Annotated in this window: 13 protein-coding genes; 9 read left to right on the top strand and 4 right to left on the bottom strand. The window is 76.0% G+C overall.

Translation table 11 applies throughout. The features are described 5' to 3' along the window. The first annotated feature begins 15 nt into the window (after nt 1-15). From tatA to BMZ50_RS06135, 5 genes are all read left to right on the top strand, one after another. Nucleotides 16-336 carry a Sec-independent protein translocase subunit TatA gene (tatA, locus tag BMZ50_RS06155; RefSeq protein ID WP_091322365.1) on the top strand — a complete coding sequence of 107 codons (321 nt, stop codon included), beginning with the start codon at nt 16-18 and terminating at the stop codon, nt 334-336. Between the two features lie 21 nt (nt 337-357). After that, complete coding sequence (gene tatC, locus BMZ50_RS06150) at nt 358-1,326, top strand: twin-arginine translocase subunit TatC (protein ID WP_245753417.1); 969 nt, start codon at nt 358-360, stop codon at nt 1,324-1,326. Between the two features lie 7 nt (nt 1,327-1,333). Beyond that, a complete protein-coding gene (locus tag BMZ50_RS06145; RefSeq protein WP_091322363.1) occupies nt 1,334-2,239 on the top strand; it encodes a diacylglycerol/lipid kinase family protein in 906 nt (301 codons plus the stop codon). Nucleotides 2,240-2,413: 174 nt separating this feature from the next. Next, complete coding sequence (locus tag BMZ50_RS06140; RefSeq protein WP_091322361.1) at nt 2,414-5,275, top strand: DEAD/DEAH box helicase; 2,862 nt, start codon at nt 2,414-2,416, stop codon at nt 5,273-5,275. A 100-nt stretch (nt 5,276-5,375) separates the two neighbouring features. Next, nucleotides 5,376-5,966 (top strand): DUF4333 domain-containing protein, encoded by a 591-nt coding sequence (locus tag BMZ50_RS06135; RefSeq protein ID WP_091322355.1) that lies wholly within the window; start codon nt 5,376-5,378, stop codon nt 5,964-5,966. A gap of 14 nt (nt 5,967-5,980) precedes the next feature. Here BMZ50_RS06135 and BMZ50_RS06130 read toward each other — a convergent pair whose 3' ends face one another. Continuing rightward, nucleotides 5,981-6,898: a 5'-3' exonuclease gene (locus BMZ50_RS06130; protein WP_091322722.1), complete on the bottom strand. Its 918-nt coding sequence runs from the start codon at nt 6,896-6,898 to the stop codon at nt 5,981-5,983. Between the two features lie 77 nt (nt 6,899-6,975). On the opposite strand from BMZ50_RS06130, the gene BMZ50_RS06125 reads away from it, so the two are divergent. Beyond that, nucleotides 6,976-8,115: a M24 family metallopeptidase gene (locus BMZ50_RS06125; RefSeq protein WP_245753416.1), complete on the top strand. Its 1,140-nt coding sequence runs from the start codon at nt 6,976-6,978 to the stop codon at nt 8,113-8,115. 22 nt (nt 8,116-8,137) lie between these two features. Then, nucleotides 8,138-8,587 carry an Lrp/AsnC family transcriptional regulator gene (locus tag BMZ50_RS06120; protein ID WP_281245403.1) on the top strand — a complete coding sequence of 150 codons (450 nt, stop codon included), beginning with the start codon at nt 8,138-8,140 and terminating at the stop codon, nt 8,585-8,587. Nucleotides 8,588-8,838: 251 nt separating this feature from the next. Here the strand turns inward: BMZ50_RS06120 and BMZ50_RS06115 are convergent, their stop codons facing one another. Next, on the bottom strand, nt 8,839-9,696 hold the full coding sequence (locus tag BMZ50_RS06115; RefSeq protein WP_091322352.1) for a hypothetical protein: 858 nt from the start codon (nt 9,694-9,696) through the stop codon (nt 8,839-8,841). Nucleotides 9,697-9,947: 251 nt separating this feature from the next. On the opposite strand from BMZ50_RS06115, the gene BMZ50_RS06110 reads away from it, so the two are divergent. Together BMZ50_RS06110 and BMZ50_RS06105 are read left to right on the top strand one after the other, a co-directional pair. Then, nucleotides 9,948-11,129 (top strand): carboxylate-amine ligase, encoded by a 1,182-nt coding sequence (locus BMZ50_RS06110; protein ID WP_091322351.1) that lies wholly within the window; start codon nt 9,948-9,950, stop codon nt 11,127-11,129. Between the two features lie 44 nt (nt 11,130-11,173). Beyond that, entirely contained in the window at nt 11,174-12,046 is an 873-nt protein-coding gene (locus tag BMZ50_RS06105; protein ID WP_091322718.1) for a lysophospholipid acyltransferase family protein, read from the top strand. A gap of 7 nt (nt 12,047-12,053) precedes the next feature. Here BMZ50_RS06105 and BMZ50_RS06100 read toward each other — a convergent pair whose 3' ends face one another. Continuing rightward, nucleotides 12,054-12,584, bottom strand: coding sequence for a GNAT family N-acetyltransferase (locus tag BMZ50_RS06100; protein ID WP_091322350.1), 531 nt, complete (start codon nt 12,582-12,584; stop codon nt 12,054-12,056). A gap of 50 nt (nt 12,585-12,634) precedes the next feature. After that, on the bottom strand, nt 12,635-14,017 hold the full coding sequence (locus BMZ50_RS06095) for a KamA family radical SAM protein (protein WP_091322349.1): 1,383 nt from the start codon (nt 14,015-14,017) through the stop codon (nt 12,635-12,637). Between the last annotated feature and the right edge of the window lie 34 nt (nt 14,018-14,051).

The raw sequence follows: 14,051 nt of genomic DNA, 5'->3' as shown, positions 1-14,051 counted from the left end.
CTTCGGAGGACCGCCATGGCCGGACTCGGCCCGCTGGAGATCGGCCTGATCATCCTGGCCATCCTGCTGCTCTTCGGGTACAAGAAGCTGCCGGACGCCTCACGCTCCCTGGGCCGCTCGCTGCGGATCTTCAAGGGCGAGATGAAGGGCATGAAGGACGACGACGTGCGCACCAAGGACGCCGCGAAGACCACCCCGGTCCGCGGTGAGGTGCTGCCGCCGGCCGGTCCGGACGCCGCGGCGCTCGAGGCCGAGGCGCGGGCGGCGGAGGCCCGGGCCGCCGAGCTGCGGGCGCGCGCCGGCGGCCGACCCGGCGCGACCGACAGCACCCGCTGACCCGCTCTCCCCGGCACCACGATGAGCGACACCGGTCAGCGGCGGCCCCGCGTGCGGCGACGGCGGCCGCCGCGGGACGCCGAGGCGACGATGACGCTCATCGCGCATCTCACCGAGCTGCGCAACCGCATCGCCAAGTCGCTGCTCGCGCTGCTGATCGCCGCCGGCTTCGCCTTCTGGTGGTACGGCCACGGCCTCGGTGAGTTCATCCGGGCGCCGTACTGCGGACTGCCCGCCGACCTGCGGTTCGGGCAGGGGGCCGAGGACACCTGCGGCCTGCTGATCACCGACGTCTTCGGCGGGGTGTTCATCCGGCTCAAGGTCAGCCTGCTGGCGGGCGCGGTGCTGGCCGCCCCGGTCTGGCTCTACCAGCTGTGGGCGTTCATCACCCCGGGGCTCAAGCGCAACGAGAAGCGCTACGGGCTCTCGTTCGTCGCGGTGTCGACGGCGCTGTTCGCCCTGGGCGCCGTGCTCGCCTACGTCTCCCTCGCCAAGGGGTTGCAGCTGCTGCTCAGCCTGGCCGGGGACGGCGTCGTCGTCGCCCTCACCGCGCAGGACTACATCGGGTTCGTGCTCTCCCTGCTGGTCGCCTTCGGGGTCAGCTTCGAGGTGCCGCTGATCGCGATCGCGTTGAACCTGGTCGGCGTCCTGTCCTACGAGGCGCTGCGCACGGCCCGGCGGTGGATCTTCTTCCTGACCATCGTCTTCGCCGCGTTCATCACGCCCACCCAGGACCCGTTCACCATGCTGCTCATGGCCGGCCCGATGATCGTGCTGTTCGAGCTGGCCATCCAGATCGCACGGTTCGTCGACCGGCGCCGGGCCAAGCGGGCGGCCGCCGAGCACTTCCACGACCTGGCCGACGACGAGGCGTCCCCGCTGGACGCGAGCCCCTCGCAGCTGGACGCCACCCCGACGCCGGTCGACGACCTGCGCCGGCAGGACGCCCCGGCCCCCGTCGACGGCCCCGCCGCGCGTTCCCGCGGCTGAGCCGGGGGTGGCCACCCACGCTGCCGGGGACGTCGCGGTCCTCGTGAGCCCCGCCGCGGGCCGCGGTCGGGCCCGCGCGGCCGCCGCCACCGTCCTCGCCACCCTGCGCGCGGCCGGGCTGACCCCGGAGGTGCTGCCCGCGACCACCCGGGCCGATGCCGAGCGGCAGGCCGGGAAGGCGGTCGCCGCCGGCACCCGCGCCGTGGTCACCATCGGCGGGGACGGCGCCGCGCACGCCGGCCTGCAGGCGGTGGCCGGGACACTGACCCCGCTGGCCGTGGTGCCTGCCGGCACCGGCAACGACCTGGCCCTGGCCCTGGGCTGGCCGCGCGACCCGCTCGCCGCCGCCCGCGCGGCGGTCGAGGACCTGCTCTCCGGCGCGGTGCGCACCGTGGACGCCGGCCGCACCGGGGATCGCTGGTGGGCCACCGTGCTGTGCTGCGGCTTCGACTCCGCGGTCACCGACCGGGCCAACCGGCTGCGCTGGCCGCGCGGGCCGCGCCGCTACGACGTGGCGATCCTCGCCGAGCTGGCCCGCCTGCGCCCCCGGGAGCTGACCCTGGTCGTCGACGGCGTGGCGCACACCCTCCCGGTCACGCTGATCGCCGTCGGCAACACCCCCTGGTACGGCGGCGGGATGCGGGTCTGCCCGACGGCAGACCCGGCCGACGGGCGGTTCGACGTCACCGTCGTCGGGCCGGTCACGCGCCGGGAGCTGGTGCGCACCCGGCCCCGGTTGACCGCAGGCACGCACGTCGAGCACCCCGCGGTCTCGGTGCACCGGGCCGCCCGGGTCGAGCTGACCGGGGAGGGGCTGAACACCTACGCCGACGGCGAGCCGGTCGCGCCGCTGCCGGTGACCGCCGAGTGCGTGCGCGGCGCGCTGGGCGTCGTGGGCACCGGCCGGGCCTGAGCCCGGCCGGGCCGGCTCGCCTCCGGTCGACGCGCCGGCCACGGCCGCGATGCATCGGCCGCGGCCGCCCTGCACCGTGGACTCGGCGGATGCATGGCGGCTGTCGCCACCAGGCGGAGGACGCGCGGGAGGGCAGAGGGGCAGCGGTCGCCTGCCGGGCCTAACGTGGGAGGCATGTCCAGCCCCGCGGAGCGTTACGCCGCCGCCCGGCGACGGATCGCCCACCCCACCCTCGCGGAGTTCGCGGCTGAGCTCGGTTTCTCCCTGGACCCGTTCCAGGTGGAGGCCTGCGAGGCACTGGACGAGGGCGCCGGCGTCCTGGTGTGCGCGCCCACCGGGGCCGGCAAGACCGTCGTCGGCGAGTTCGCCGTCCACAAGGCGCTGGCCGAGGGGCGCAAGGCGTTCTACACGACGCCGATCAAGGCGCTGTCCAACCAGAAGTACGCCGACCTCGTGGAGCGCTACGGCGAGGGGAAGGTCGGCCTGCTCACCGGCGACAACGCCATCAACGGAGACGCGCCCGTGGTCGTGATGACCACCGAGGTGCTGCGGAACATGCTCTACGCCGACTCCCCGGCGATCCACGGGCTCGGCTACGTCGTCATGGACGAGGTGCACTACCTGGCCGACCGGTTCCGGGGCGCGGTGTGGGAGGAGGTGATCATCCACCTGCCGCAGTCGGTGACCCTGGTGTCCCTGTCGGCCACGGTGAGCAACGCCGAGGAGTTCGGCGACTGGCTGGTCACCGTCCGCGGCGACACCAAGGTCGTCGTCAGCGAGGTGCGGCCGATCCCGCTGTGGCAGCACATGCTGGTCGGCAGCCGCGTCTTCGACCTGTTCTCGCTTCGCCCGGCCGCGCACGCCGCCGAGCAGGAGGAGTCCCCGCGGGGGCGGTCCACCCGTGAGCGCGGCGCCAGCGTGGTCGACCCCGAGCTGGTCCGGTACGTGCGCGAGTACGAGCGGCGCGTCGACAGCTGGGGCGGGGGCAACGGCGGCTCCCGCCGGGACCGGGACTGGCACAAGCCCCGCTACCGGCCGCCCGCGCGCCCGGACATCATCGAGCGGCTCGACCGGGCCGGGCTGCTGCCGGCCATCACGTTCGTGTTCAGCCGCAACGGCTGCGACGCCGCGGTGAACCAGTGCCTGCGCTCCGGGCTGCGGCTGACCGACGAGCGCGAGCGGGCCGAGATCGCCCGGATCATCGACGAGCGCACCGGCTCGCTGCCGGACGAGGACCTGCACGTCCTGGGCTACTGGGAGTGGCGGGAGGGGCTGCTGGCCGGCCTCGCCGCCCACCACGCGGGCATGGTGCCGGCCTTCAAGGAGGCCGTGGAGGAGTGCTTCGTCCGCGGCCTGGTCAAGGCGGTGTTCGCCACCGAGACGCTGGCCCTGGGCATCAACATGCCCGCGCGCACCGTCGTCCTCGAGCGGCTGGTCAAGTGGAACGGCGAGGCGCACGTCGACGTCACGCCGGGGGAGTACACCCAGCTCACCGGGCGGGCCGGGCGCCGCGGCATCGACATCGAGGGGCACGCCGTCGTCGTCTGGGCGCCGGGCATGGACCCCTCGGTGGTGGCCGGACTGGCCAGCACCCGCACCTACCCGCTGAAGTCCTCCTTCCGGCCCAGCTACAACATGGCGGTCAACCTGGTCGGCTCCTTCGGCCGGGCCCGCGCCCGCGAGCTGCTCGGCTCCTCCTTCGCCCAGTTCCAGGCCGACCGGTCCGTCGTCGGGCTGGCCCGCGCCGCGACCCGGCACGAGAAGGACGCCGAGCGCTGGGCCGCGGAGATGCATTCGGAGCACGGGGACGTCGGGGAGTACGCCGCGATCCGGCAGCAGATCTCCGACCGGGAGAAGGAGCTCTCCCGCGACACCCAGGCCAAGCGCCGGATGGAGGCCGCCGACGCGCTGGCCGCGCTGCGGACCGGTGACGTCATCCGGGTGCCGTCGGGACGGCGGCAGGGGCTGGCCGTCGTCCTGGACCCGGGGGTGTCCGACAGCGGCATCGGGGGTGGGGCCGAGCCGCGGCCGCTGGTGCTCACCGAGGACAAGTGGGCCGGCCGGCTGAGCCCGGTGGACTTCCCGACGCCGGTGAGCGCCCTGTCCCGGGTGCGGGTGCCGAAGAACTTCAACCACCGCAGCCCGCACGCCCGCCGCGACCTCGCCTCGACCCTGCGCAACGCCCGCGTCGAGAACGACCTGGGCGCCCGGCGGGTCGGTCGGCGCTCGGCGGCCGCCGACGACCCGGTGCTGCAGGACCTGCGCGCGGCCCTGCGCGCGCACCCGGTGCACACCCTGCCCGACCGGGAGGAGCGGGTGCGCGCCGCCGAACGCTGGCTGCGGGCGGTCCGCGAGGCCGACGCCACGCAGCGGCGGATGGCCGACCGCACCGGTTCGCTGACCCGCCAGTTCGACCGCACCTGCGACGTGCTGGAGGAGCTGGGGTACCTCGTGCCCGAGGTGGCCCCCCTGGTGCCGGCCGACACCGAGGTGGCCGGCGCGGTCGACGACGTCCCGGTGGTCACCGACGACGGCCGGCGGCTGGCCCGCATCTGGTCCGAGGGTGATCTCCTGGTCGCCGAGTCGCTGCGGGCCGGCGCCTGGCGCGGGCTGACCCCGGCCGAGCTGGCCGCCGTCGTCTCCACGGTGGTCTTCGAGGCGCGGCGGGAGACGCCGGGGCAGCCGGCGGTGCCGGCCGGCAAGGTCGCCGCGACGATCGCCGAGATGCGCCGGATCCGCGGCCGGCTGCAGGACGCCGAGCTCGACCACGGGGTGCCGGCCACCCGCGACCTGGACCTCGGCTTCGCCTGGGCGGCCTACCGCTGGGCCGACGGGCAGAGCCTGGACCGGGTGCTGGCCGGCGCCGAGCAGGCGGGCACCGAGCTCTCCGGCGGTGACTTCGTCCGCTGGACCCGGCAGCTGATCGACCTGCTCGACCAGCTGGCGAAGCTGGACGACGAACCGGTGGCGCCGGTCGCCCGCAGGGCCGTCGAGCGACTGCGGCGGGGCGTGGTCGCGGCCGCGGTCAGCGGCTGACCTTCGGCGCGCACCGGCGTGCCGGCCGCGCCCGTGGGGCACAATCCCCACCGCCGCCGTGACGGGCGGTCACGGGGGCCCCTTCCGACCGGGAGCGACGATGATCCACCCACCGCACGGCGGCGACCAGCCGGGGCAGCAGCACGGGCAGCCGGGCCCGTACGGCCAGCCCGGGTACCCCGGCCGGCCCGCGCCCGGGGGGTACGGCGCCCCGCAGGCGCCGGTGCCCGGCCAGCCGGTCCCGCAGTGGGGCCAGGCCCCCCAGCAGTACGGCCCGCCCTACGGGCAGCCGCCGGGCCCGTACGGCCCGCCCTACGGGCAGCAGCCGTACCCGTACGGCCCGGGCGCGCAGCCGTACCCGTACGGGCACGGGCCGCAGCCGACCCGGTCGCGGACCGGCCTGGTCGTCGGTCTCGTGGCGCTCGCGGTCGTCGTGCTGGCCGCGGCGATCACCCTGCCGATCCTGCTGGGCGGGGAGGTGCTCGACCGCGGCGCCGTCGAGCGCGACGTGGCCACCCAGTTCGAGGAGGCCCACGACATCGGTCTCGACCTGTCCTGCGACCAGGAGATGGCCGTCGAGCACGGCGCCAGCTACGAGTGCACCGGCACCACCGAGGACGGCGAGGGGGTCACCGTCCGGATCGCCATCACCGACGAGGACACCGCCGCCTACACCTGGGAAGAGGTGTAGGCCGGCCGGCGGGCTCAGCCGACCGCGTCGGCCGGCCAGCCCAGCGCCGCACCGAGCCGCTTGAGCGAGGACTCGATGCCGTGCGCGGCGGCCAGGGCGGCGAGCGCGCCGGGGTCGGCCGGGCGGCGGGGGAGGGCGTCCTGCAGCGGCGGCAGGTCGATGTCGCGCGCGACCGCGACCACGACCGGGGCCGCGTCGAGGTACTCCGCCCCGGCGTGCAGCTTCTTCAGCACCGCCGCGGTCAGCGGGGCCCGCGGGACGACGGCGCGCCCCGCGGCCGCCCGGATGCCGGCGAGATCGCCGAACTCGCAGATCAGCGCCGCGGCGGTCTTCGCGCCGATGCCGGCCACACCGGGCAGGCCGTCGCTGGGGTCGCCGCGCAGCACGGCGAAGTCGGCGTAGGAGCGCCCCGGGATGCCGTACTTGGCGGTCACCGCCGCCTCGTCGACCCGCTCGATGTCGGTGATGCCGCGGGCGGTGTAGAGCACCCGCACCCCGCGCGCGTCGTCGACGAGCTGGAAGAGGTCCCGGTCGCCGGTGACGACGTCCACCGGGCCGGCGGCGCGGGTGGCCAGCGTGCCGATGACGTCGTCGGCCTCGTAGCCCGCCGCCCCCACCCGCGCGATCCCCGCGGCGGCGAGCACGTCGACGAGGACCGGCACCTGCGGGCCCAGCTCGTCGGGCACCTCCTCGCCGCCCTCCGGCGCCACCCGGTGCGCCTTGTAGGAGGGCAGCGCCGTCACCCGGAAGGCCGGCCGCCAGTCGTCGTCCCAGCAGGCGACGAGCCGCTCGGGGCCGTGCGCGGTGATCAGCCGGGCGGTCATGTCCAGGAAGCCCCGGACGGCGTTGACCGGCCGGCCATCGGGCGAGGTCACGCTGGTGGGTACGCCGTAGAAGGCCCGGAAGTAGAGGCTGGCCGCGTCCAGCAGCATCGTCGTCACAGCCGGGCACGGTAGCCGTGCGGCCGGGCGGGCGAGCAGCCCCGCCGGGCCTGGATAGTCTGCGGACCGTGCCGACCTCACCCTCCCCCCTGGTCACCCTCGATCGCGTGCACGCCGCGCGGGAGGGCGCCGCGGAGCTGGGGATCGACCTGCTGGTGGTGACCCCGGGGTCGGACCTGCGCTACCTCTGCGGCTACAACGCCCACGCGATGGAGCGGCTGACCGCGCTGGCGGTGCCCCGGCGCGGCGAGCCGTTCCTCGTCGTCCCCCGGCTCGAGGCGCCGATGGTCGCGGCCGGCCCCGCCGGCGCCCTGGGGCTGCAGGTGCTGGCCTGGGACGAGACCGACGACCCGTTCGCGCTGCTCGCGCGGACCGCCGTCGACCGGCTGGGTGCCGCGCCGGCCCGCGTCGCCGTCGGCGCCCGCACCTGGGCCGAGCACGCCCTGGGCGTGCAGCGGGCCCTGCCCGGGGCGGCGCTGGAGCTGGCCGGCCCGGTGGTCGACCGGCTGAGGATGGTGAAGTCCCCGGCCGAGGTCGCCGAGCTGGCCGCCGCCGGTGCCGCCATCGACCGGGTGCACGCCCGGATGGGGGAGTGGCTGCGGGTGGGGCGCACCGAGCGGGAGGTCGGCGCCGACGTCGCCGCGGCGATCCGCGCCGAGGGGCACGTGGGGGTGGACTTCACCATCGTGGGCTCGGGGCCCAACGGCGCCAGCCCGCACCACGAGCTCTCCGACCGGGTGATCGAGGCCGGCGACCTGGTCGTGGTCGACATCGGCGGGGAGACCGCCACCGGCTACCGCTCGGACTGCACCCGCACCTACGCGGTCGGCCGGGCACCCGGCCCGGACGTCGCCGACTGGTACGGGGTGCTGCACGAGGCGCAGCGGGCCGCCACCGCCGCCGTCCGCCCCGGGGTGACCGCCGAGCAGGTGGACGCCGCCGCCCGCGACGTCATCGCCGGCGCCGGCTGGGGGGAGTACTTCATCCACCGCACCGGGCACGGCATCGGCCTGGACACCCACGAGGCGCCCTACGTCGTCGCCGGCAACGACCTGCCGCTGGCGCCGGGGATGGCGTTCTCCGTGGAGCCGGGCATCTACCTGCCCGGCCGCTGCGGCGCCCGGATCGAGGACATCGTGGTCTGCACCGAGGACCGTGCCGCGATCTTGAACAATGGTCCCCGTGAACTCGCCATCCTCGCCGGCTGAGGCCGGGGGCGGAGCGCCCGCCGTGCCCGGGAGCTCCGCCGACGTCGACCGGGCGCTGCTGGCCGCGCTGGCCCGCGACGGCCGGGCCAGCTACACCGAGCTGGCCGAGCGGGTGGGCCTGTCGGTGTCGGCGGTCCACCAGCGGGTGCGCCGGCTGGAGCAGCGCGGGCTGATCACCGGCTACCACGCCAAGCTGGACGCGAGGTCGCTCGGCCTCGGGCTGACCGCGTTCGTCTCGATCACCCCGATCGACGTCGCCCAGCCCGACGACGCCCCGGCCCGGCTGGCCCACCTCACCGAGATCGAGGCCTGCCACTCGGTGGCCGGGGTGGAGAGCTACATCCTCAAGGTGCGGGTCCCCTCGCCGGACGCGCTGGAGGCGCTGCTGCAGAAGATCCGCGCGGCGGCCAACGTGACCACCCGGACGACGGTGGTGCTCTCCACCTTCTACGAGGACCGCCCACCCCTCTGAGCGGCGCGCGCGCCGGACACCGCTTCGAACGCCCGTCCGGATGGCGGCCGGGATGGGATGCCCGGCGGCTCGATGCCGACGGGCCCGGGACGCGCCCGGCCTGCCCCCGAGGCGCGGGCTCTCCCCGTGGCCGCCGGGGCGCGACGATCGACCGCTATCCCCAGAACTACCGTTATCCCCAACAGTGGCGCCGGCCGAGCCGGAGAGCACCCCCGGCAGCGGGGGAGGGGGCCCCGCGCTCCGCCCGCGCGTCAGGGCCGCCGCGGCCGGCCCTGACGCGCGGCCTTGGCCACGCTGCGCTCGGCCCGCACCGCCCCGCGCGGGCTCACCGGGGCGGCCCCCGCGGCGAGGGCCAGCCGGCGGTAGGAGTCGTAGGAGAGGGTCAGGTAGGCCGCGGCGAGCGCCTCGGCCTGCTCCCGCCGCGACGGCGGGGCGGTGTGCCGCAGATGGTGCGCGGTGCGGACGGCGTGCTTGGCGAAGGTCACCTGCAGCGCCTGGGTGGACAGCTGCCCGCCGACGACGGAGCCCGGCCCCGGGCCGCGGCGCAGCGCGGGCAGCACCCACGGGCTGTCGGCGAGCGCGGGGAACTGGGCGCGGCGGTCCTCCCAGGCGTGCCACGCCGTGCGCGCGCCGGGCACCGACCACTCGCCGTCCTCGGTCGCGACGATCAGCCGGCGCGTGGTGCTGTGCACCTGGTCCCGGCGCAGGGCGCGGAACTGCCCGACGGTGGCGGGCCAGTTCAGCGCCAGCGCGCACCAGGCCACCGTGCGCAGGTGCTCCGGGGCCTCGCTGCGGATCTCGGTCAGCGGCCGCAGCTCGAGGACCGGCGGGTCCGGCTCGGGAGTGCGCACGGTGGGCAGCGCCACCCCGCCGTACCGGGCGACCTTGCTGTAGAGCGCCACCGTCGCCGGCTTCCAGCCGCGGGCGGCGGCGATCGTGTCGAGGCCGCCCGCGACCAGGTCATCCGGGCCCAGGCCGAGCTCGAGCGCGGCCTCCACGAGCCGGCGCCACTGGGGCCCGTACCCCTCCGGCGCGGTCAGCCGGCGCCAGGCGCGCGCCGCGGGCGGGCCGGGCATCGCCGGCAGCGGGGCCTGCCATCCACCTGCCATGACCCAATTCTACCGTTATCCCCAACAGAAGGGAACCCGACTCCGCCGGGCCGACCCAGCCTCGGGGCGGCGCCTCCGGCGCCGGGGCACCAATCGCGGGAGGCCAGGTGTGTCCGGTGGGGACGGCTGTGAGGGGCACGGGAGTGCTCCTCGGACAGTTGTGACGAAACAGTTGGGGGTAACGGGTGGGAGTGTCCGGGGTCTCGCCGGTTCGGCGCGCGCAGCCGCCGGACTTTGGTGATCATGAACCGGTGCGGACGGTAGGCGTCGAGGAAGAGCTGCTGGTCGTCGATCCCTCCGGTCGGCCGGTGCCGCTGGGCCCCGCCGCGCTGGAGGTCGCCGCACGACGCGGCGAGGGCGAGACCGTGGCCGAGCACGAGCGCGCCGACCGGGAGAGGGCCGGCAAGCAGCCCGCTGATGATGCCGCCTCCGGCGCCGCCGACGGCGGCGACCCGCCGGGGCTGCTGGTCCCCGAGCTCAAGGCCCAGCAGCTGGAGTTCGGCACCCGCATCTGCACCGCCCTGGCCGAGGTCGAGGCGGAGCTGCGGCACTGGCGCGGCCGGGCGGACGCCGCGGCCCGCAGCGTCGGCGCCCGGGTCGCCGCCCTGGCCAGCTCGCCGGTCCGGGTCGAACCGGTCACCACGCCGGGGGAACGCTACGAGGTGATGACCGACGCCTTCGGGCTGACCGCGCTGGAGCAGCTGACCTGCGGCTGCCACGTGCACGTGTCGGTGGCCGACGACGAGGAGGGCGTCGCCGTGCTCGACCGGATCCGGGTCTGGCTGCCGGTGCTCACCGCCCTCACCGCCAACTCCCCGTTCTGGCTGGGCCGGGACAGCGGGCACGCCAGCTTCCGCTCGCAGGCCTGGAACCGCTGGCCCTCGGCCGGCCCCACCGAGCCGTTCGGCGACGCCGCGGCCTACCACCGGCTGATCGACCGGCTGCTGGCCACCGAGACGATCGTGGACGCCGGGATGGTCTACTTCGACGCCCGGCTCTCCGCGCGCTGGCCCACCGTCGAGGTGCGCATCGCCGACGTCGCCCTGCGCGCGCAGGACGCGGTCACCCTGGTCGGCCTGGTCCGCGGGCTGGTGGCCACCGCCGCGGCCGAGTGGCGGGCCGGGGTGCCGGCGCCGGCGGTCCGCACCGAGCTGCTGCGCGCGGCCGGGTGGCGGGCCGGCCGCTCGGCCCTCACCGGCGACCTGGTGCATCCCGGCACCGGCCGGCCCGCCCCGGCCGCCGTCGTCGTCGCCGCGCTGCTGGAGCACGTGCGGCCGGCCCTGGCCGAGGCCGGGGACGCGCAGCGGGTCGAAGCCGGGATCGCCGCCGTCCTCGCCCGCGGCACCGGCGCGGACCTCCAGCGGCGCATCCACCGGGAGACCGGGGACCTCGGCGCCGTGGTGCGCGCCGCGGTCGAGGTCACGCAGCAGTGACCGGCACCGCGGCGGCATCCCGCGACGGCGGCTATCGTCCGGCCATGTACACCGCCAGGTGGGTCGACGTCGTCCGGAAGGACCTCCTCGGGCCGCGCCCGGACCCGCGGGACCGGCCCTACCGGCTGATCATCCGGCTGGCGCTGCTGGTGTTCCGGCTGCTCGGCTTCCGGTTCGACGTGCGGGGCGCCGAGCACGTGCCGGCCAGCGGGGGCGCGGTCCTCTGCAGCAACCACGTCAGCTACCTGGACTTCACCTTCCTCGGCCTGGCCGCGCTGCCCCGGCGGCGGCTGGTCCGCTTCATGGCCAAGGCCTCGGTGTTCCAGCACCGCTTCTCCGGCCCGTTCATGCGCGCGATGCAGCACATCCCGGTCGACCGGAAGGCCGGCGCCGCCGCCTTCGAGCACGCCGTCCGGGCGCTCAAGGACGGCCAGGTGGTCGGCGTCTTCCCCGAGGCGACGATCAGCAGCAGCTTCATGGTCAAGGACCTCAAGGCCGGCGTCGCCCGGATGGCGATCGACGCCGGCGTGCCGGTCATCCCGGCCGCGGTCTGGGGCGGGCAGCGGATCGCGACCAAGAACCTGCCGGTCCACCTCCGGCGGAACGTGGCCATCACCGTCGTCCTCGGCGAGCCGATCGTCCCCGGGCCCGGGGAGAAGACCCAGCAGCTGCTGCGGCGCATCCGGGCGGCGATGGAGGCGCTGGTCGACGAAGCCCAGCGCAGCTACCCGCAGCAGCCGGCCGGGCCGGAGGACCGCTGGTGGCTGCCGGCGCACCTGGGTGGCTCCGCCCCCACGCCGGAGGACGCGGCGCAGCTGGACGTCCACGACGTGCGGGGCGCGGCCCCCCGGCCGCCGCGGCGGCGGCCCCTGGCCCGCCTCCGGGCGGGCCTGGCCCGACGGCGCGCGGCGCGCTGACCCGGCCTCACTCCACCACGGCCGGCGCCATCAGCCGGTGGACCTCCAGCTCGACGTCGTACCAGCGCCGCATGCGGCCCAGCGGCTGCATGCCCAGCCGGCGGCACACCGCCAGGGAGCGGGTGTTCCCGGGCCGGACGACGGCGTAGACCTCCGGCAGGCCGGCGGCGAACCCGCGCTCGATCACCGCGCGCGCCGCCTCGGTGGCGTAGCCGTGGCCCCACGCGTCCGGGTGCAGGTGCCAGCCCACCTCGACCTCGCCGACGCCGTCCGGGAGCGGCTTGAGCAGCACGGTGCCGGCCACCACCCCGGAGCCGAGCACCTCGATCGCCCGGACGGCGAACCGGGTGTCCGCGGGGTGCACGGCCGCCCAGCGGGCCACCAGCTCCAGCGGGGTGACCGCCGGGGTCCCGCCCAGCCAGCGGGTGACCTCCTCCCGGCTGTAGAGGTCGATGAGCCGGGCGAGGTCGTCGCGGCGGGTGGTCCACGGCCGCAGGCACAGCCGGGCGGTGCGCAGCTCCGAGCCCCCGGCCGTCATCCGTCCTGCCTACCGCCGCGCCGGGGGAGCGGCCACCCGGGCCCGCGGGGTCAGCCGGCCGGCGCGGTGACCCGGGAGGCGGCGACCGGGTCGACGGCGCGCGCCCGCCACCACGCCCGGCCGCGGGCGGGCAGCGTGTCGATCGGGTCGTAGTAGGTGTACCGGCGGTCGAGGGCGTCCTCGTCGGCGCGCTCGATGCCGGTGCGGTAGTTCTTCGTCCAGTAGCTGATGCCGCGCTCGCGGTCGTACTCGGCGACCTGGTGCACCCAGCGCTTGCCGACGTAGGGCACGTCGCAGACGATCCGCGGCGTCGCGAAGCCGGGCAGGTAGCCCATGAGGTCGTGCTGCAGGGTCTGCGCCTGGGCCAGCGAGACCCGCCAGTGCTCGGCGCTGGGGATCATGTCGCACATGTAGAAGTAGTAGGGCGTGACGCAGGCGCCGTCGAGCAGCGCGAAGCACAGGTCCAGCAGCTCGGGCGCGGTGGCGTTGACCCCGCGCAGCAGCACGCCCTGGTTGCGCACGTCGCGCACGCCGGCGGCCAGCATGGCCCGCGCCGCCTCGGCCACCAGCGGGGTCACCTGCTGCGCGGCGTTGACGTGGGTGTGCACGGCGAGGGAGACCCCGCGGGCGCGGGCGGTCGCGGCCAGCCGGCCCATGCCCGCCACGACGTCGTCCTGCAGCCAGTGCTGGGGCAGGCCCATGAGCGCCTTGGACGCCAGCCGGATGTCGCGGACCGACTCGATCTCCAGCAGCCCGGCCACGAAGGCCTCCAGGGTGCGGAAGGGCAGGTTGGCCACGTCGCCGCCGGAGACGACGACGTCGCGCACGCCCGGCGTGGCCCGCAGGTACTCGAGCATCGCCTCCTGCCGGTCGACCGGCCGGAGCTCGAACCTCAGCTTCGGGACGGCGGGGGTGGAGTTGCCCACCAGGTCCATGCGGGTGCAGTGACCGCAGTACTGCGGGCAGGTGGAGAGCAGCTCGGCCAGCACCTTGGTGGGGTAGCGGTGGGTGAGTCCCTCGACCGCCCACATCTCGTGCTCGTGCAGCGAGTCGCGGGTGGCGTAGGGGTGGCTGGCCGCGTCGCCGGGCAGCCGGTCGGAGGCGACCGGGAGCATGTAGCGACGCACCGGGTCGGCGCGCATCGCGGCGGTGGTGGGCACCGCGCCGGGCACCATCGTGTTGAGCATCTGCGGCGGCAGCAGCAGCGACATCGTCGCCCGGCCGGCCTGGTCGGCCTCGACGTCGGCGTAGAAGGATTCGTCGAGCAGGCCCCCGTACACCCCGCGCAGCTGCCGGACGTTCTTCACGCAGTGGGCGCGCTGCCACTGGGCGCTGCGCCATTCCTCGTCGGTCACGCCGGCGAAGCCGGGCAGCCGACGCCAGTCGGGCTCGACCAGCTCCCGGGCGGTGTACTCGTAGGGCTGTTCCAGCACGGCCGGCACCTCCTCGGTCTTCGCGACATCGGCG

This window comes from Geodermatophilus ruber, from assembly GCF_900114385.1.
GTDB classification, from domain to species: Bacteria; Actinomycetota; Actinomycetes; order Mycobacteriales; family Geodermatophilaceae; genus Geodermatophilus; species Geodermatophilus ruber.
Note: the sequence above shows the minus strand (reverse complement) of the source record. Positions and strands in the feature narration are given on the sequence as shown.